Below are 18,216 nucleotides of genomic sequence, written 5' to 3' on the forward strand. Positions count from 1 at the left end.
AGGGCCCTCACCGGAAGGCGTCCAGGCCGGTGAGCGCCTTGCCCAGCACCAGCTGGTGCATCTCGACGGTGCCCTCGTAGGTGAGGACCGATTCGAGGTTGGTGGCGTGCCGCATGACGGGATATTCGAGGGAGATCCCGTTGGCACCGAGGATGGTCCGCGCGGTGCGGCAGATCTCGATGGCCTCGCGGACGTTGTTGAGCTTGCCGAAGCTGATCTGCTCCGGCCGCAGGGTGCCCGCGTCCATCCGCCGGCCCAGGTGGTGGGCGAGCAGGATGCCCTTGTGGAGTTCCAGGGCCATGTCCGCCAGTTTGGCCTGGGTGAGCTGGAAACCACCGATCGGCTTGCCGAACTGCTCCCGCGTCCTCGCGTAGCCGAGCGCGGACTCGAAGCTGGCCCGCGCCGCGCCCATGGACCCCCAGATGATCCCGTACCGCGCGTGGCTGAGGCAGCCGAGCGGCCCCTTGAGCCCGGTGACCAGCGGCAGCACCGCGTCCGCGGGCAGCCGTACGTCGTCCATCACCAGCTCGCTCGTGACGCTGGCCCGCAGCGACCACTTGTGCTTGATCTCCGGCGCGGAGAACCCGGGGGTGTCGGTGGGCACCGCGAACCCGCGGATCCCCTCGTCGGTCTGCGCCCACACCACGGCGACGGAGGCCACCGACCCGTTGGTGATCCACATCTTGCGCCCGTTCAGCACCCAGTCGGTGCCGTCGCGCTTGGCGTGGGTCCGCATCGCGGCGGGGTCCGATCCCACGTCGGGCTCGGTCAGCCCGAAGCAGCCGATCAGCTCGCCCGCGGCCATGCCGGGCAGCCAGCGCTGCTTCTGCTCCTCGGAGCCGTACTTCCAGATCGCGTACATGGCGAGCGAGCCCTGCACCGACACGAGGGACCGGATCCCGGAGTCGGCGGCCTCCAGCTCGAGGCAGGCGAGCCCGTACTGCACGGCACTGGCACCGGCACAGCCGTAGCCGTCGAGGGACATCCCGAGCGCCCCGATCCCGCCGAGCTCGCGCGCCAGGTCCCGGATCCCGGGCAGCTCGCCGCTCTCGTACCACTGCGCGATGTTCGGCAGCACCCGGTCGGCGGCCCAGGCACGCACGGTGTCCCGGACGGCGAGGTCCTCGGGCCCGAGGAGCTCGTCGAGCCCGAGCGGATCAAGGGGCAGGAACGCGGACACGTGGGCCTCCCGGCGGCGTGGCGGCCTGGCGGCCGCGTGATGCCGGGGGCCGCGGCGCCCACCGGCAGAACCTAGCAGCGCAAGTTTTGCGCTCGCCCGACGCTATTGGCCCGGGCCCCGCAAATCCAGCCCCGCCCGCGGAAGAGGCGCGGGGTCCGGAGCCGAACCACGGCAACGGCGCCGCGCCGACGGACCGGACGGTGTCAGCCCGCCTGCTCGACCGGGGTCGGCCGCGCCTCCGCCTTCGCCTTCGCCTGCGCGGGCAACCGCACCGCCTCGCCGCCGGGCAGCGGCTCCACCGCCCCGCAATCCATCGCCCTCGGCAGCTTCAGCGCCATCACGGCCCCCGCCACCAGCAACCCCGCACTCACCAACAACGTCACATGCAGCCCGTGCACGAACGACTGCCGCGCGGCGGCGTACAGCGACGCCCCCGCCGGCCCCCCGAGGTGCGCCGCGATCTGGTAGGCCTCGCCCAGAGAATTCGCCGCGCCCGTCGAATCCGCCGCCGAAACCCCCGGCACCCCCACGAGCCCCGGCCGGTACGCCGCGTTCATCACGCTGCCCAGCAGCGCGATGCCCATGCCCGCGCCCAGCTGGTACGAGGTCTCGCCGATCGACGCCGCGCCGCCCGCGGTGGCCGCCGGCGCCTCGCTCAGCATCGACTCGTACGCGGCGAACAGCGTGGTCTGCAGCCCGAAGCCGAGCAGGATGAAGCCGATGGTCAGCAGCAGCGGCCGGTCCTGCTGGCCCATGAGCGTCAGCAGCAGCACCGCGAAGGCGGTCAGGACGAAGCCCAGCGACACCATCGTGCGCGGCCCGATCCGGCCCAGGGTGTACGAGCCGGTCGCGCCCGCGGCCATGGCGGCGAAGGTCAGCGGCAGCAGCCGCAGGCCGGTCTCCAGCGGGCTGAGGTGCAGCACCAGCTGGAGGTACTGCACCGCGATCAGCTCCAGGCCGACCAGCGCCAGCATCGCCAGCACGATGCAGGCGACCGACGTGGAGAAGGCGGCCCGCGAGAACATCCGCATGTCGATCAGCGGGTGCTCGCGCCGCTTCTGCCGCCGTACGAACAGCAGGAGCAGCACCACACCGATCAGCAGCGGGATCAGCGCCTCGGCGTCGAGGAGCCGGCGTTCGGCGCCCAGCCGCTTGATCCCGAGTACCGCGCCCAGCACACCGGCGGCGGCCATCAGCGCGCCGAGCACGTCCCACGGCCCGTCGGCGGCGCCGCGCGACTCCGGCAGCAGCCAGCGTCCGAGCGGCAGGATCAGTGCCATCAGCGGGATGTTGATGAGGAAGACCGAGCCCCACCAGAAGTGCTGGACGAGGAAGCCGCCGAGCACCGGGCCGCTGGCCGCGCCGATGGCGGCGACGGCGGTCCAGATGCCGATGGCGAGCGCCCGCTCGCGCCGGTCGGGAAAGACCTGCCGCAGGATCGACAGGGTGGCGGGCATGATCATCGCGCCGCCGATGCCGAGCAGGGCGCGCGCGGCGATGAGGACCTGGGCGCTGTCGGCGAGGGCCGCTATCGCGGAGGCCGCGCCGAAGAGTCCGTAGCCGAGGAGGAGGATGCGGCGGCGGCCGACGCGGTCACCGAGGGTGCCGAAGAGGATGAGCAGGGAGGCGCAGACCAGCGGGTAGGCGTCGACGATCCAGAGGAGCTCGATCGGGCCGGGGCGCAGGTCCTCGGTGACGGAGGGGACGGCGACGTGCAGGATCGTCGCGTCGAGCGCGACGAGGACCAGGCTGATGCAGAGAACCCCCAGGACGACCCAGCGGTTGGCCCCGCCGGAGGCGGCGCTCAGCCGCTGCCAGGGGGTAGGGGTCCCGGCCCCGGCCGCGTTCGTCCCCGACATGCATGTACCTCCCAGGTGATCCCTCGCGCTCGGCGGACCAGCGTCTTGCGGAGCCACGGGGGTGGTGCGCTGTGCGGCGTCCAACGGGGTCCGGCATCGACACGCGAGTGAACGGTCAGCGTACGCGAGTTCGCCTGACCGGCACGTGGTCAAGCTCTCATCCCGGCGGCGGCCCCGCTGTGGCGTACGCCACTCCCACGGCCCTGACCCTTCCCCCGTGTGCACGGGCGCTCACGTCCCGTGGTTCTCCGGCCCGGCTCCGTCCCGGCTCCGCGCCGGCCATGAGGGGGTGCGCCGCCGGCGCCACCGATAATCATGCCCGTGGAAGATCTTGGATTTCGCCGGGCCGCACCCGCACTGGCCGTCTTCGCGGCGGTCCGGCTGCTGGGGCTGACCGTGCTCGCGGTGTGGGGCGCGGTGGTCGGCAGCAGCCCGCACACGCTGCTGTCGGCGCGCTGGGACTCGCTCTGGTACGCCCGCATCGCCGCGGAGGGGTACGGGTACGAGGTGCTCCTCCCGAACGGGGACGTCCACTCGAACCTGGCGTTCTTCCCGCTGCTCCCATGGCTGGAACGGGCGGTGTCGGCCGCGACCGGACTCCCGTACGGCTCCGCGGGCCTGGTGGTGTCGGCGGTCGCGGGGCTCGCCGCGGCCTGGGGGATCTTCGCGGTGGCCGAGCAGGTCCACGGCCGCCGGGCCGGGGTGTTCGCGGTCGCGGTGTGGGCCGCGCTGCCGGTCGGGATCGTGCAGTCGATGGCGTACAGCGAGTCGCTGTTCACCGCGCTGGCCGCCTGGGCTCTCTACGGGGCCCTGCGCGGCCGGTGGCTGACGGCCGGGCTGCTCGCGGCCGGGGCCGGGCTGACCCGCCCGGTCGGTGCGGCGGTGGTCGCGGCGGTGTGGGTGGCCGCCGCGATGGCCTGGCGGCGCGGGGAGCGGTCCTGGCGGACGGTCGCGGGCGCGCTGCTGGCCCCGGCGGGCGCGGCGGCGTACGTGCTGTGGGTCGGTGCGCGGACCGGGGACGGACTGCTGGGCTACCTGGACGTGCAGGGCGGCTGGGGCAACGGCTTCGACGGGGGCTGGGCGTTCGCCGGGTTCATCGGGGCGAAGCTGGCCTCGTCCGCGTTCCTCGCCGGGGCGGGACTGATCGCGGGGGTCGTCCTGGTGCTCTGGCTGTACGGGAAGTGCGTGCAGCAGCGGCAGCCGGTCCCGCTGCTGGTGTACTGCGGGATCGTGGTGGCGCTGGCGCTGTGCGCCTCCGGTTACTTCGGCTCCAAGCCCCGGCTGCTGCTGCCGGCCTTCCCGCTGCTGTTGCCGCCGGCGGTGGCGCTGGCGCGGTGGCGGACCCGGCGGGCGGTGCTGGTGGTGGGCGCGCTGGCGCTGGCCTCGGCGGTCTACGGGGCGTTCTGGCTGAACGGCTCGGGACCTCCATAGAGCCCCCACATCACGGAATGGATCATTCCGATCCATCTTTCAGCAAAAGAAATGCCCTCCACGGCAATAAAATCCGGATAAGCGGCCGAAACAAATCCCGGAGCAGTGGATCAAGAAGCGTCCAACCTCTGTCGAAATACCGGGAATTAAGTCCCGCGTGAGACCAACTCCACATCACATGGTCATCACAAAGCCTGCGATTCGCCCGGGCCGACCATCGACGCGCGGTAACGTCGATTGAGTGCGTACCGACCAAATCCTGACCCGTCTGGAGCGGGTGTTCGCCCGGCTGGACCGGGAACCAGAGCGACCGGCTCATCTGCAAACCCCGCAGATGAGCCGGCACCGCGTCGTGCTCCTCGGATCGACCCTCGCCTTCTATCTCGCAATCGTGGTTGCCGTACTGACCACTTCCTGGCTGGTCCGCCTGGACTGGCAGGTGATGTTCTTCCGGCCCTACGAGCAGTGGCCGCAGCTGCACGCCTTCCTCGACTACCTCGTCGTGCTCGGCCAGCGCGGACCCACCGCGGTCATGGTCGCCGCCTGGCTCGGCTGGCGCTCCTGGCGGCAGCACACCCTGCGCCCGCTGATCACCCTCGGCGTGGCGCTGCTGCTGCTCAACGTCACCGTCGGGGCCGTGAAGCTCGGCCTGGGCCGGCTCGGCCCGCACTACGCCACCGAGATCGGATCGGCCGAACTCTTCGCCGGTGGCGATATATTCCCTTCCGGCCACACCGCCAACGCCGTTGTGACCTGGGGAATCCTGGCCTACCTGGCTTCCACGGGGGTCACCCGGCGGGTGCTGTCCGTCGTGTCCGCCGTGGTCTCGCTGAGCGTCGGCGCCACCACCGTCTACCTCGGCACCCACTGGGTCAGCGATGTCCTGCTCGGGTGGTCCGCGGGCCTGCTGATCCTGCTGGCCCTCCCCTGGTTCGAGCCGCTCATCGCCCGCGCCGAGGCCTACGTCTTCGACCTGCGCGAGCTGCTGCGCCGCCGCGCCGAGACCGGACGGATGCCCGCGCCGGTCGTCTCCGCCCTCACCCCGCTGCTCTCGGCGGGCGGCAAGTGGCGGCTGCGGCCCGTCGCCGACCCCGCCATGGAGCCGGTCCCGCAGCCCGTACCGGTCACCGTGGTCGCGGCGTCCGTCGCGTCCGCCACGGCAACTGGCGGCGCCACGGCCCCCGTCGCCGCGCACTCCCCGGCACCCCGGCCCGCCGTGCACCCGGCCGGCCGGCCGCACGTGATCCGCTCCGAGCGGACCCCGGTCACCCCGGTCGGCAGCCGTCGCCCGGCGCACACCGAACGGGCCCCCTCCCGAGGGGCCGCGGCCCGTCCGGTCGCCGGCGGCTGACGTCCCACTGCGGGGGCGGTACGCACCACTTCTCCCCGCGACATCGAGGCGGGCCGGGTCTTCGGACCCGGCCCGCCTTCGCCGTTCGTCAGCGCCGCGCCCGGACGTTCGTCCGTCCCGGGTCACGCTTGTGTCACAGAATATCTACAGCCGCAAATTGTTTACCGACCCGCGACACGCCCGGGGTGCGGAGGGTTTGGAATTTGCGGCGAACACCGTGGAATTCATGTCCGGGATTGCCCTCATCCCCCCTGGACCAGACCAGCTGAATCCCCCTCAGGACCGCTACATTTCCTTCACTTCTCCGGCCGCCACGGCCTTCCCCAGCAGATCCCGCGCGGCCCTGATCCGATCCGTCAGCTCGGGCGGCTCGACCACTTCGAACTCACAGCCGAGCAGCATGATGTGAATCACCAGTACGTCCAGGTTCACCGCCCCGGTGCGCAGCAGGCAGCTCTGCCCGTCGACCGGTTCCAGGGCCCCGTCGCTCGGCCCGATGATCCGCGCCGCGTCCTGCGCCGACACCTTCAGCCGCACCACCGCGCGGGCCGCGTACACCCGCTGCGAAACGCCCTCGGAGACGTAGGCGGCGAGGTCCTCGGCGGGCGGCGGGCGCGGGGTGAACCGGGGTCCGTGGGGCGGCCGGGGCTCGATCCGGTCCGCGCGGAAGGTCCGCCACGCCTCCCGGTCCAGGTCCCAGGCGACCAGGTACCAGCGCCGCTCGGTGCACACCAGCCGGTGCGGTTCGACGGTGCGGCGGCTGACGTTGCCCTCGTGGTCGCGGTAACCGAAGCGCAGCCGCTCACCGTCCCGGCAGACGGAGGCCAGCTCGGTCAGCACCGAGGCGTCCACGGTGGACCGCTGGGGCCCGCGCAGCATCGGCACGGTGAACTCGTTCAGCGCGGACACCCTGCGCCGCAGCCGCGACGGGAGCACCTGCTCCAGCTTGGCCAGGGCCCGTACGGAGGCCTCCCCGATGCCCTCGACCCCGTTCCCGGCGGCGGTCCGCAGGCCCACGGCGACGGCCACGGCCTCGTCGTCGTCCAGCAGCAGCGGGGGCAGCTCGGCCCCGGCCCCCAACTGGTAGCCGCCACCCGTCCCGGGGCTGGCGTTCACCGGATACCCGAGCTCGCGCAACCGGTCCACGTCGCGCCGGACCGTCCGCGCGGTGACCCCGAGTCGGTCCGCGAGATCGGCCCCGGTCCATTCCCGGTGGGCCTGCAACAGGGACAGCAGCCGCAGCAGTCGTGCGGAGGTATCGAGCATTCCCCGAGTCTGCCAGCGCCCCGCGATCAGCCGGGTCTCAGCACAGCAGCGGGGGCGCCTCGGCGCCGCCGGCCTCGATGAGGTCGCAGACGGTCTTGATCGAGACCTTCCAGACACCGTCCTCGAGGACCACGGCACCCTTGCTGCCGGGCAGCTCCGTTTCGTCGCCGACGCTCAGGTCGTACGTCACCGTGCCCTCGGTGGGCGAGCTGAAGGTGACGTCCGTGACCTTGACGGAGGTCTTGGCCGCTTCGGCACCGGCCGAAAAACCGTCCAGCAGCAGCTCGAGCATGTCGCCGTGCTGCAGCAGCTTCGCCTTCTCCTCGGTCGGGGTCTTCGGGTCGAAGAAGGCGGTCCAGTTCTTCTCGACCTGCGCCTTGGCCGCCTCCGGGTCCGCGGGTCCGTCCGCGGCCGGCACGATCAGGACCACGGCGGACGGTGGCCCCGCGGCCTGCGCGCCCGAGGACCACCCCACGGCGGCCGGGACGGCCAGCAGGACCGCGGCCGCCGTGCAGGCCGCGGCACGGGAGCGTGCGCGTGGGTGTCTGCTCTGGACCATCTGGCTCACCACCGGAGTCCGGGCGAGCCGTTCGGCCCGCTGCTTCCAGGGTCAGCGCCTTCCCGGCATCGCGCAACGCGCGGACGGTCCCGACGGGCCGGTCAGGGACGCGGGGAGGGTGGCCGTGCGGCCGGTGCCGTCCCGGCCGGAACGGGTGCCGGGGCCGCCGGGACCGGCTCCGGGGTGGGGGGCTTCGGGGCCGGGGCAGCGGGTTCCGGGCTGGGGACGACCAGCAGCATGCCCACCGCGATGGCCTCCGGCCGCGGCCCGATCAGCTCCCGGTTCGCCTCGTGGAGCGCCCGCCACCCGCCCCGGACCCGGTGCCTGCCGGCGATCGACACCAGCGTCTCCCCCTCCCGCACCGTGTGCATCCGCCCGGCCAGCCCGTACCGCTTGGAGCACACCGGCCACGCGTTCCAGCCCTGCGTGCCGAGGACGTCCTGCGCGACCCGGATCTGCTGTCCACGGGTGGCCAGGTCGGCCCGCTTCGCGAACGCCGGGCCGCCGTACTCCTCCCACGTCGGCTGCCAGAACTGCAGCCCTCCGTAGAAGCCGTTGCCGGTGTTCACCGCCCAGCGCCCGCCGCTCTCGCAGTCGGCGACGCAGTCCCAGGGCCACTCCCCGCCCGGTCCGCAGTCCCCCGGCCCGCTCCCGATCACCCCCGGCGAGCCGGGGTACGCCGTCCCGGCCGGCCCGGGCGCCGGTGGCGGCGGAGCCTGCACCGCGGCCGCGGCACCGCGGGGCGGTGCGAGCGCCAGCACGGAGGCGAGAACGACGGCGGCGCCGGCGGCGGCCCGACGGGTCCGGAGGTGGGGCATCGGGTCACGCTATGCAGCCGTCCCCGGCCCCCTTCGGCCCGCCACGCGGCAGGTCACCACACCCCACCCGGTCGGCCGACCGCCACCCCAGCCCCAAACGACCACACCCGACCATCAACTGCGCACAACCAGAAAACAGTTGGCATGAAAACAAAGCCCCGGTCGGACGGTTCACCCTTCCGGGGGCCCGGTTCGAATTCGTTCCCTCAAATGGCGTGACCCCGGCCGCCGCTGCGGCGTTGAGCCCGGCGAGCCGGGAGCCTCCCGGACCCGCACCTATGCCGAGGAGTCACCCCGTGCCGCGCATGCTCGACGTCAGTGATGAGGTACGTGCCGAGATCGGTGACGAAGAAGCCGACAGGCTGCTCGTCGGCGAGGACGCGCCGCGCAGTTACGACTGCACCTCCTGCCGTACCCCGGGCGACCCCGAGAACGACCGCACCAGCACGGTGCTGTTCGTCGGCGAGGAGACCGCCGTCCTCGCCTTCGCCCACGCCACCTGCATCCCCTCGCAGGTCGTCTCCGTCTCCGAGGAGCAGCTCCAGGGCGCCGTCCGCAGCATCACCGGCGACAGCCCGGCCGGTGGCGCCGGCGCCGCCCCGCAGAACGTGTCCGGCGGCCAGGCCGTCCTCGGCATCACCAGCGGCCTGATCCTGATCGCCGGGGAGCTGCACCCCGCCCTGGTCGTCGAGCCGACCGCGCCGATCGCCCGCCCCGGCAGCGACGGCCCCGGCGACGACTTCCTGCCGCTCCTCATCGAGCAGGGCTTCATCCCGGTCACCGACACCGCCGAGGTCCCCACCGTCCTCGGCGGCTGGTCGGTCCTGCTCGCCGCGGGCCAGCTGCACGCCGTACTGCAGCCGGGCAGCGACGGCGGCCAGGTCGCCTGGTGGCAGGCGCACCAGGCGCTGTCGGTCACGGACGGCTGGCGGGCCGCCGTCAACAAGACCCAGCGCGTACTCATCTACGCCGCCCCGGTCGGCTCCATCGGCCAGCAGCCGCGTGAGGACCTGCTGCGCGACGCGCTGGACAAGGCCGCCGCCTCGGGCAAGCTCGTGGCCGCCGCGATGCCGCTGGCGGGTACGCCCGGCGCCTGATTCCCAGCCGGGATCCGAACGGCCGCCCAGCTCCCTGCCGAGGGGGCCGGGCGGCGTGCGCCGGGGGTGTGCGGTCCGTCCCGCACACCCCCGGCGATCTGTGTTTCCTCCCCCGTCACCCCGCATCCGCAGAGCGCCGCTTTCGTTGGCTGATACGTGCATCCATACGACTCCTCCCGCGCCCCGTCCTATTCGAGCACCGTCCCCGCGATGCGTCCTTCGCGGGACCGGGACAGCTCCCCGGCCGTCTCGCACACCCCGATCTACGACACGCTGTACTCGGAGTACCTGCGCGCCTTCAGGGCGCTGCCGGGCGACCGCACGGGCGAGGAGGACCACGGGTTCACGGCCTTCTCGTACGGGGGCTCGTACACGAGCGGCAGCTCGTACGGCAGCGGCTGGAACGGGTCCGCGTGGCAGCGGGTCGACGGCTGGCAGCCCTCGTACACCCCGCCCCCACAGCCGGCGTACTCGTACGCGGGCAGCCCCGGATACGCCGACGGGCGGCAGCACCAGACCGGGATGACACACGTCCCGGCGGCCCTGCCGCCCGCTCCACGCCGCGGTTACTGACCCCTCGGAGTGTCCCGCCCGGCTACTTCTTCTTCTTGGTCTTACCGTCCCGCCCTTCCACCAGGGGGCGCTCCCCCGTGCACCGGCCTGACCTGCTGCCGAGCGGGCGCTGTTGGTGGACCTTGGTCAACGCTGACTACCGGAGACAGCGAAAGGGGGTGTCACCCGCATGCGGGCGACACCCCCTCGTCGCGCGTCCTACACGGAGGAGTCGTCGAACGGGTTGTGCATCACGGCAGAGGCCTCGCAGCTCGCGATCACGCCGCTGCTGGCGCCGATCTTGCAGACCTCGAAGTAGGCGTTGTCGATCCAGCCGGCCTGCAAGTACGTGCTCCACGAGGCGCTCGTCTGGCCGCTGGGCACGGTCCGCATCGCCCAGACCCTGTGGCCGTTCTCGCCGTTGGTGACGAGGCGGATGCCGACGACGTAGCCGTCGGTCGCGCGGTCCTGGGCGATGATCTGGATCGGGTCGAGACGGTAGGGGTTCAGCCGCCAGCCGATGACCATCCGCCCGTAGTACGAGTTGGTCGAGACCGTTGCCTCGGTGCCGGACGCCGCGGCCGCGGGGCTGGCGAGGAGCGGAATGACGACGGTGGCCAGAGCCGCGGCGGTGGCGACGAGGCTGCTCTTGAGGCGCAAGGGTCCCCCAGGGAAAATGTGTTGGCTGGAAATGCCTACTCTAGCTCGAATCCGATCATGCCTGACCATGCCTCAACTTGCCTCATCCAGGGGGCGTTCGCCCTTCCGCGGGCTTCTCGCCGGCAACCGGCACGCCCACAGACGGGCCGGGGCAAGAGTCAAGCCCCCCACCTGCGGAGAAGGTGCAGGTGGGGGGCTTGATCAGAGGGGGGACTACTTCTTCTTCTTGTACTGCGCGCCGCGCTTCTCGCGCACCCGCACCGAGATGTGGATCGGGGTGCCCTCGAAGCCGAACTCCTCGCGCAGCCGGCGCTCGATGAAGCGCCGGTAGCCGTGCTCCAGGAAGCCGGAGGCGAAGAGGACGAACCGCGGCGGCTTGCTGCCCGCCTGGGTACCGAACAGGATGCGGGGCTGCTTGCCGCCACGGATCGGGTGCGGGTGGGCGGCGACGACCTCACCGAGGAAGGCGTTCAGCCGACCGGTGGGGACGCGCGTCTCCCAGCCTGCGAGGGCCGTCTCGATCGCCGGGACCAGCTTCTCCATGTGACGGCCGGTGAGCGCCGAGACGTTCACCCGGGGCGCCCAGGCGACCTGCTGCATCTCGGTCTCGATCTCGCGCTCGAGGTAGTAGCGGCGTTCCTCGTCGAGCTCGTCCCACTTGTTGTAGGCGATCACGATCGCGCGGCCCGCCTCGACGGCCATCGTGATGATGCGCTGGTCCTGGACGCTGATGGTCTCGGTGGTGTCGATGAGGATCACCGCGACCTCCGCCTTCTCGACGGCGGCGGCCGTGCGCAGGGAGGCGTAGTAGTCGGCGCCCTGCTGGAGGTGGACCTTCTTGCGGATACCGGCGGTGTCGACGAACTTCCAGGTGATGCCGCCGAGCTCGATCAGCTCGTCGACCGGGTCGCGGGTGGTGCCGGCCAGCTCGTTGACGACGACGCGGTCCTCCTTCGCCACCTTGTTCAGCAGCGAGGACTTGCCGACGTTCGGGCGGCCGATCAGCGCGATGCGGCGCGGGCCGCCGGGGGCGGCGCCACCGAAGGTCTGCTCGGGGGCCTCCGGCAGGGCTTCCAGGACGGCGTCGAGCATGTCGCCGGTGCCGCGGCCGTGGAGCGAGGAGACCGGGTGCGGCATGCCGAGGCCCAGCGACCACAGGGAGGCCGCGTCGGACTCGCCGCTCTGGCCGTCGACCTTGTTGGCGCACAGGACCACGGGCTTGCCCGCCTTGCGCAGCAGGCGGACGACGGCCTCGTCGGTGTCGGTGGCGCCGACCTTGGCGTCGACGACGAAGACGACCGCGTCGGCCGCCTCGATGGCGTACTCGGCCTGGGCGGCGACGGAGGCGTCGATGCCGAGGACGTCCTGCTCCCAGCCACCGGTGTCGACGACCTTGAAGCGGCGGCCGGCCCATTCGGCCTCGTACGTGACGCGGTCGCGGGTGACGCCGGGCTTGTCCTCGACGACCGCCTCGCGCCGGCCGATGATCCGGTTCACCAGGGTCGACTTGCCGACGTTCGGGCGGCCGACGACGGCGAGGACGGGCAGCGGGCCGTGGCCGGCCTCCTCGATCGCGCCTTCGACCTCTTCGATGTCGAAGCCCTCTTCCGCGGCGAGCTCCATGAACTCCGCGTACTCGGCGTCGCCAAGTGCTCCGTGGTCGTGCTGGTCGTTCATGAAGTCCGTTCCTCGTCGTTCGTGGTGGTCGGTGGTACCCGCGCAGCGCGGTTCCACTACTAGGTCAAGTCTCACTCAGCGCCCGGTGAGGCGCTTGGCGTCGGCCAGGTGGGCGGTCAGCCGGTCCTGGATGCGTACGGTGGCCTCGTCCAGCGCGGTACGCGTACGGCGGCCACTGCCGTCCCCCGCGTCGAAGGCCGAGCCGAAGACGACGTCGACCCGGCTCTTGAGGGCCGGCAGGCCCTTCACGACCCGCCCCGGGGTGTCCCCGCTGCCGAGGACGGCGACGGGCACGATGGGTGCGCCGCTGCGGACCGCGAAGTACGCGAGGCCCGCGCGCAGCGAGGCGAAGTCGCCCTCGCCCCGGGTGCCCTCGGGAAATATCCCCAGGGCCCCTCCATTGTCGAGCACCCCGAGGGCACGGCCTATCGCCGCCCGGTCGGGGCCGCCGCGGTCGACCTTGACCTGCCCGATCCCTTCGAGGAAGGGGCCGAGCGGGCCCACGTACGCTTCCTTCTTGATCAGGAAGTGCAGGGGTCGCGGCGCGGTGCCCATCACCATGGGGCCGTCGATGTTGTGCGAGTGGTTCACGGCCAGGATGACGGGGCCCGAGGCGGGCACTTTCCAGGCCCCCAGTACGCGCGGCTTCCAGAGCCCGTACATGAGCCCGATGCCGATGCGCCTGCCGACCGCCGCACCCTTGAGGGAGGGCGCTGGGCTCACTTGCGGCCCGCCCGCTTCTCTTCCACCAGCGTGACCACGCACTCGATCACCTGGTCCAGTGTGAGGTCGGTGGTGTCGACCTCGGCGGCGTCGTCGGCCTTGGCCAGGGGGGAGGTCTTGCGGCCGGAGTCGGCCGCGTCGCGCTTGATCAGCGCCTCCTTGGTGGCCGCGAGGTCGGCGGCCTCCTTGCCGCGGAGCTCTCCGCTGCGCCGGGCGGCGCGCGCCTCGGCGGAGGCGGTCAGGAAGATCTTGAGGTCGGCGTCGGGCAGGACGGTGGTGCCGATGTCCCGGCCCTCGACGACGATCCCCTCGGCCTCCTGGGCCGCCTCGGCGGCGATGGAGCGCTGCAGGTCGGTGATCAGGGTGCGCACCTCGGGGACGGCGCTGACGGCGCTGACCTTGGAGGTGACCTCCTGGGTCCGGATGGGACCGGCCGCGTCGAGGCCGTCCACGGTGATGGTGGGGGCGGCCGGGTCGGTGCCGGACACGATCGTGGGCTTGCCGGCGGCGATCGCGACGGCCTGCGGGTCGTCGGTGTCGACGCCGTTGGTGATCATCCACCAGGTGATGGCCCGGTACTGGGCGCCGGTGTCCAGGTAGCGCAGCCCGAGCTTGGCGGCCACGGCCTTGGAGGTGCTGGACTTGCCCGTGCCGGAGGGACCGTCGATGGCGACGATCACGGCGGACGGAGCTGCGGTTTCCACGGTGCGGGCACCTTCCTGGTTGCGCGTACGTGTCCGGGCGCGGCAAAGCGCCCCTCCCCAAGGTTACCGGCCCCGGACGGCCCCCGTCCCCGCCCCGTATTCCGGGGGCCGGCAGCCCCTGCTCCCCTGCCTGCTCCCTGGTCCCTGCTTTCCCGGCTCCTCCCTACTGCTGCCGCAGTGCCCAGCCGCGCTCGCGCAGCTCAGCGGTGAGGCCGGCCACCGCCCGCGGTTCCACCATGAGCTGGACGAGGCCGGCCTGCTGGCCCGTCGCGTGCTCGATCCGTACGTCCTCGATGTTGACTCCGGCCCGCCCCGCGTCGGCGAAGATCCGCGCCAGCTCTCCGGGCTGGTCGCTGATGAGCACGGCCACCGTCTCGTAGACCGTGGGCGCCGCGCCGTGCTTGCCCGGTACCCGGACCCGGCCCGCGTTGCCGCGCCGCAGCACGTCCTCGATGCCCGCGGCGCCGCCGCGCCGCTTCTCCAGGTCCGCGGACTGCAGGCCCCGCAGTGCCTCCACGGTCTCCTCCAGGTCGGCGGCGATCCCGGCGAGGACGTCGGCCACCGGTCCCGGGTTGGCCGACAGGATCTCCACCCACATCCGCGGATCGGAGGCCGCGATCCGGGTCACGTCACGGATGCCCTGCCCGCACAGCCGCACCGCCGTCTCGTCGGCCTCCTCCAGCCGGGCGGCGACCATGCTGGAGACCAGCTGCGGGGTGTGCGAGACGAGCGCCACCGCCCGGTCGTGGGCGTCGGCGTCCATCACCACCGGTACGGCCCGGGACAGGGCCACCAGCTCCAGTGCGAGGTTGAGCACCTCGTGGTCGGTGTCCCGGGCGGGGGTCAGCACCCACGGGCGGCCCTCGAAGAGGTCCGCGGTGGCGGCGAGCGGCCCCGACTGCTCCTTGCCGGCCATCGGGTGCGTCCCGATGTACGCGGTGACGTCCACGCCGAGCGCCGCCAGCTCCCGCCGCGGTCCGCCCTTGACGCTGGCCACGTCCACGTACGCCCGGGCGACGCCGCGCCCGATCAGGTCGGCCAGGGTGGTGGCCACGTGGGCCGGCGGTACGGCGACGATCGCGAGGTCGACCTGCTCCTGCGGGGCCTCGTCGGTGCCGGCTCCGAGGGCGGCCGCCGTACGGGCCTGGGCCGGGTCGTGATCGGCGAGGTGGACGGTGATCCCCCTGGCTGACAGGGCGAGCGCCGCGGAGGTGCCGATCAGTCCGGTTCCGATGACGACGGCGGTTCTCACGAGGCACTCCAGGGTGGCGAAAAGGGCGAGCTGACGGGCTGTCCGGCCAGGGTAACCAGCCCGCGCGGCACGAGGACCCGACCGCCCATCCCGTGGGACGGCGGCCGGGCCCAGGTCCGTGCGGCGTTCGAGCCGTCAGAACTTCTGCTGGCGGATGATGTCCTCCAGCGAACCGGTCGGAAGCTGTCCTTCCGGGCTCAGTTTGTCGACGGCCGTCGGCAGCGTCCGGGCGATCTGGTCGGCCGCCTCCTGCGGGCTGACGCCCGCCTGGGCCGCCGCCTTCTGCAGTGCCTCGTCGGGCAGTGCCTCGGCGATCTGGGCGCCGCTGACCGCCTGGTTGTGGCCGGTGCCGATCCAGGACTGGGCCTGGTCGGCCAGGCCCGACTTGGTCAGCATGTCCATCAGCCCGCCGAGCGGGTTGTTCCCGCCGCCCTGGGCGCCGCTCGCGCCGCCGCCGCCCGTGAGCGCGCCGAGCAGCGCACCGAGGATGTTGCCGCCACCGCCGCCACCGCCGCCACCGCCGCCACCGCTCCCGCCCTGGCCTCCGCTTCCGCTTCCGCCCAGGAGGCCGCCGAGAAGAGAGCCGAGGTCGTTACCCGCCATCGTCATGCCTTTCGAAGAGGGACCGGGCCGCGCGGACAGCGGCGTACCCGGCTTCGAGACACGCACAATGTGACCCGAACCGGAGCATGCCGCCACCTGGCGCACACCGCTTCGGCCACTGCGGTAGAACGATCGGCATGATCTTCCACATCGTCCCGCTCACCGACTGGACGGCCGCGCCCGAGCTCCCGTACGCCCCGCCCTCGCTGGAGGCCGAAGGGTTCGTCCACTGCTCGGCGGACCGTCCCACCGCGCTCGCGATCGCCGACGCGCACTACCGGGCGGTACCCGGGATCCTGCTCGCGGTGGAGCTCGACGAGGACGCACTGACCGCAGAGGTCCGCCAGGCGGGTGATTCCGGCGGCCGCTACCCGCATGTCCACGGTCCGCTGAACCGGGAAGCCGTGGTTCACGTGTGGGAGGTCGTACGCACACCCGGCACACCCATCTCACTGGCCCCATGGGAACCGGGGCGATGAACCGGCGCGGCAGGCTTCACCTGAGGCCCGCCGCAGGCCAGGATGCTGCACGCCATCCGGCCACGAAGCGAGGAGAGACTCATGAGCGACCTCACGCACACCGCCCGGCGCACGGTACTGACCATCGGCGCGGCCGCCCTGACCGGCGGTGCGATCACCGCCTGCGGTGGTGGCAGCGGCGAGAAGGCCTCCCAAGGGGAACCGAACGCCGCGGCCACCCCGCCCGCCGCGGCGGCCCCCGCCACCTCGGACGCGGCGGGCCAGGCCCTCACCAAGAAGGCGGACGTGCCGGTGGGCGGCGGCAAGGTCTTCAAGGAGGAGAAGGTCGTGGTCACCCAGCCCAAGGCCGGCACCTTCAAGTGCTTCACTGCGGTCTGCCCCCACCAGGGCTGCCTGGTGAACAAGGTGGAGGACGGCAGCATCGACTGCCCCTGCCACGGCAGCAAGTTCGCGATCGCGGACGGCGCGGTGACCAAGGGACCGGCCACCAAGGGGCTGGCCGAGAAGAAGATCAAGGTCGCGGCGGACGGGAATATCTCGCTCGCATAGCGGCAGGTCAGACGCCTACGCTCCGCGGATGGACGATCTGACGCTGGTGCGGGACCACACGGTCTACCGATGTGTGATGGGCTCCCGGGCGTTCGGGCTGGCGACGGAGGCGAGCGACACCGACCTGCGCGGTGTCTACCTCGCCCCCACGCCGCTGTTCTGGCGGTTCGAGAAGCCCCCCACGCACGTGGAGGGCCCGCGGGACGAGGAGTTCTCCTGGGAGCTGGAGCGCTTCTGCGAACTCGCCCTGCGGGCCAACCCGAACATCCTGGAGTGCCTGCACTCCCCCCTGGTGGAAGTGGTCACCCCGGTCGGCGAGGAGCTGCTCTCGCTGCGCGAAGCCTTCCTCTCCCGCCGGGCCCACACCAGCTTCAGCCGGTACGCGGCCTCCCAGCGCGGCAAACTCCTTGCGGACCTCCGCGTCCACGGCGCCCCGCGCTGGAAGCACGCCATGCACCTGCTGCGCCTGCTGCTGTCCTGCCGGGACCTGCTGCGCACCGGCCGGCTGGCCATCGACGCCGGACCGCACCGCGACCGTCTCCTCGCGGTCCGCCGCGGGGAGCTCGCCTGGGACGAGGTCGACGCCTGGATGGCCCGCCTCCAGGAGGAGACGGAGGCGGCCCTGGCCACCACCGTCCTGCCCGCGGAGCCCGACCACCCCCGGGTGCAGGACTTCCTGGTCCGCACCCGCCGCGCGTCAGCCGCGTAGCGAGCGGCGCCGTACGACGAAGGCGTCGAGCGCGTCGTACGCCGACCCCTGCTCGGGCAGCGCGGAGCCGTCCCGGGCCGCGTCCAGCACCGCGTGCAGGGCCTCGAAGTCCTTCCGCACCTCGCCCACGGCCGGGCCCTCGTAGCCCCCGTGCTCGGCGGCCACCTTGGCCTCGATCAGGGCGGCGAGGTACGGGGGCGCCTCCGGCACCTCGGCCAGCAGGGTCGGCAGGTGCGCCTGCACCTCGGCCGAGCGCATGAGGTGGATGCCGGTGAGCAGCGCCCGGAACGCGTAGAGCAGCGGCTTGAGTTCGGCGGCCTTCTCGAAGAGCCGCCACTGGGTGCCCGCGAACCCCCGGTAGTGGTGGGCGTGGTGCGAGGTCAGTACGCCCGGGGCCAGCGCGATCAGCTCCTCGTGCGCCGCCGTCGTGTGGACCACGAGCGGGGAGAGCAGCTGCTCGAGGACGTAGCCGTTGTGCTTGAGCATCAGACGGACGAACTTGCGCAGGTCGTGCGTGACGAGGTCCATCTCCACGTCGTCCCGGTCCCACATGCGGGTACGGGTCTCCTCCGGCTCGCGCAGCCCCAGGAGGTCCTCCACCGGGAGCAGGTGGGCGCCGCGCAGGTCGATGTCGGAGTCCCGGGAGGGGAAGCCGTAGAGGTGGGCGCCCGACACCGTGGCGAACAGCAGCGGGTCGGGCTGTTCCGCCACGACGGGGGTCAGGTCGAGACTCAGTGCATCCAGCAT

General features: G+C 72.4%; 19 protein-coding genes. 7 read left to right on the plus strand and 12 right to left on the minus strand.

Features of this window, described 5'->3' with window-relative positions; genetic code table 11:
• Positions 1 to 7: 7 nt before the first annotated feature.
• Together ACGFZK_RS34805 and ACGFZK_RS34810 are read right to left on the minus strand one after the other, a co-directional pair.
• Complete coding sequence (locus ACGFZK_RS34805; protein ID WP_393852820.1) at positions 8 to 1,180, minus strand: acyl-CoA dehydrogenase family protein; 1,173 nt, start codon at positions 1,178 to 1,180, stop codon at positions 8 to 10.
• 203 nt (positions 1,181 to 1,383) lie between these two features.
• Positions 1,384 to 3,039, minus strand: coding sequence for an MFS transporter (locus ACGFZK_RS34810; protein WP_393852821.1), 1,656 nt, complete (start codon positions 3,037 to 3,039; stop codon positions 1,384 to 1,386).
• Positions 3,040 to 3,354: 315 nt separating this feature from the next.
• Here ACGFZK_RS34810 and ACGFZK_RS34815 point away from each other — a divergent pair, with 315 nt between their 5' ends.
• Both ACGFZK_RS34815 and ACGFZK_RS34820 read left to right on the plus strand, forming a co-directional pair.
• Positions 3,355 to 4,470, plus strand: coding sequence for a hypothetical protein (locus ACGFZK_RS34815; protein ID WP_393852822.1), 1,116 nt, complete (start codon positions 3,355 to 3,357; stop codon positions 4,468 to 4,470).
• Positions 4,471 to 4,711: 241 nt separating this feature from the next.
• The gene (locus ACGFZK_RS34820) at positions 4,712 to 5,821 is read left to right on the plus strand and encodes a phosphatase PAP2 family protein (protein ID WP_393852823.1); all 1,110 of its coding nucleotides are present in this window, start codon (positions 4,712 to 4,714) and stop codon (positions 5,819 to 5,821) included.
• A 285-nt stretch (positions 5,822 to 6,106) separates the two neighbouring features.
• Here the strand turns inward: ACGFZK_RS34820 and ACGFZK_RS34825 are convergent, their stop codons facing one another.
• The 3 genes from ACGFZK_RS34825 to ACGFZK_RS34835 all read right to left on the minus strand — a co-directional run bounded on the left by ACGFZK_RS34825 (position 6,107) and on the right by ACGFZK_RS34835 (position 8,464).
• Positions 6,107 to 7,087: a helix-turn-helix transcriptional regulator gene (locus tag ACGFZK_RS34825; protein WP_393852824.1), complete on the minus strand. Its 981-nt coding sequence runs from the start codon at positions 7,085 to 7,087 to the stop codon at positions 6,107 to 6,109.
• Between the two features lie 37 nt (positions 7,088 to 7,124).
• A complete protein-coding gene (locus ACGFZK_RS34830; RefSeq protein WP_393852825.1) occupies positions 7,125 to 7,646 on the minus strand; it encodes a hypothetical protein in 522 nt (173 codons plus the stop codon).
• 101 nt (positions 7,647 to 7,747) lie between these two features.
• Complete coding sequence (locus tag ACGFZK_RS34835) at positions 7,748 to 8,464, minus strand: transglycosylase family protein (protein WP_393852826.1); 717 nt, start codon at positions 8,462 to 8,464, stop codon at positions 7,748 to 7,750.
• A gap of 296 nt (positions 8,465 to 8,760) precedes the next feature.
• Here ACGFZK_RS34835 and ACGFZK_RS34840 point away from each other — a divergent pair, with 296 nt between their 5' ends.
• On the plus strand, positions 8,761 to 9,561 hold the full coding sequence (locus ACGFZK_RS34840; RefSeq protein ID WP_393852827.1) for a hypothetical protein: 801 nt from the start codon (positions 8,761 to 8,763) through the stop codon (positions 9,559 to 9,561).
• A 156-nt stretch (positions 9,562 to 9,717) separates the two neighbouring features.
• Positions 9,718 to 10,134 (plus strand): hypothetical protein, encoded by a 417-nt coding sequence (locus tag ACGFZK_RS34845; RefSeq protein WP_393852828.1) that lies wholly within the window; start codon positions 9,718 to 9,720, stop codon positions 10,132 to 10,134.
• A gap of 198 nt (positions 10,135 to 10,332) precedes the next feature.
• Here the strand turns inward: ACGFZK_RS34845 and ACGFZK_RS34850 are convergent, their stop codons facing one another.
• From ACGFZK_RS34850 to ACGFZK_RS34875, 6 genes are all read right to left on the minus strand, one after another.
• Positions 10,333 to 10,773: a hypothetical protein gene (locus ACGFZK_RS34850; RefSeq protein WP_393852829.1), complete on the minus strand. Its 441-nt coding sequence runs from the start codon at positions 10,771 to 10,773 to the stop codon at positions 10,333 to 10,335.
• A gap of 213 nt (positions 10,774 to 10,986) precedes the next feature.
• A complete protein-coding gene (gene der / locus ACGFZK_RS34855) occupies positions 10,987 to 12,450 on the minus strand; it encodes a ribosome biogenesis GTPase Der (RefSeq protein ID WP_393852830.1) in 1,464 nt (487 codons plus the stop codon).
• A 75-nt stretch (positions 12,451 to 12,525) separates the two neighbouring features.
• Positions 12,526 to 13,113 carry a lysophospholipid acyltransferase family protein gene (locus tag ACGFZK_RS34860; protein WP_393852863.1) on the minus strand — a complete coding sequence of 196 codons (588 nt, stop codon included), beginning with the start codon at positions 13,111 to 13,113 and terminating at the stop codon, positions 12,526 to 12,528.
• Positions 13,114 to 13,169: 56 nt separating this feature from the next.
• On the minus strand, positions 13,170 to 13,877 hold the full coding sequence (gene cmk / locus ACGFZK_RS34865) for a (d)CMP kinase (RefSeq protein ID WP_393852831.1): 708 nt from the start codon (positions 13,875 to 13,877) through the stop codon (positions 13,170 to 13,172).
• Between the two features lie 163 nt (positions 13,878 to 14,040).
• Positions 14,041 to 15,129: a prephenate dehydrogenase gene (locus ACGFZK_RS34870; RefSeq protein WP_393852832.1), complete on the minus strand. Its 1,089-nt coding sequence runs from the start codon at positions 15,127 to 15,129 to the stop codon at positions 14,041 to 14,043.
• A gap of 135 nt (positions 15,130 to 15,264) precedes the next feature.
• Positions 15,265 to 15,732 carry a YidB family protein gene (locus ACGFZK_RS34875; protein WP_393852833.1) on the minus strand — a complete coding sequence of 156 codons (468 nt, stop codon included), beginning with the start codon at positions 15,730 to 15,732 and terminating at the stop codon, positions 15,265 to 15,267.
• Positions 15,733 to 15,869: 137 nt separating this feature from the next.
• Between ACGFZK_RS34875 and ACGFZK_RS34880 the strand changes: the two genes are divergently transcribed.
• The 3 genes from ACGFZK_RS34880 to ACGFZK_RS34890 all read left to right on the plus strand — a co-directional run bounded on the left by ACGFZK_RS34880 (position 15,870) and on the right by ACGFZK_RS34890 (position 17,469).
• On the plus strand, positions 15,870 to 16,211 hold the full coding sequence (locus tag ACGFZK_RS34880) for a DUF952 domain-containing protein (protein ID WP_393852834.1): 342 nt from the start codon (positions 15,870 to 15,872) through the stop codon (positions 16,209 to 16,211).
• Between the two features lie 81 nt (positions 16,212 to 16,292).
• On the plus strand, positions 16,293 to 16,760 hold the full coding sequence (locus ACGFZK_RS34885) for a Rieske (2Fe-2S) protein (protein ID WP_393852835.1): 468 nt from the start codon (positions 16,293 to 16,295) through the stop codon (positions 16,758 to 16,760).
• A 28-nt stretch (positions 16,761 to 16,788) separates the two neighbouring features.
• Positions 16,789 to 17,469 carry a DNA polymerase beta superfamily protein gene (locus ACGFZK_RS34890; RefSeq protein WP_393852836.1) on the plus strand — a complete coding sequence of 227 codons (681 nt, stop codon included), beginning with the start codon at positions 16,789 to 16,791 and terminating at the stop codon, positions 17,467 to 17,469.
• Here the strand turns inward: ACGFZK_RS34890 and ACGFZK_RS34895 are convergent.
• Complete coding sequence (locus ACGFZK_RS34895; RefSeq protein ID WP_393852837.1) at positions 17,458 to 18,216, minus strand: DNA polymerase beta superfamily protein; 759 nt, start codon at positions 18,214 to 18,216, stop codon at positions 17,458 to 17,460. The two genes, ACGFZK_RS34890 and ACGFZK_RS34895, sit on opposite strands and share 12 nt — an antisense overlap.

Origin of the sequence: Streptomyces sp. NPDC048257, assembly GCF_043201855.1 — a bacterium.
Classification (GTDB): domain Bacteria; phylum Actinomycetota; class Actinomycetes; order Streptomycetales; family Streptomycetaceae; genus Streptomyces.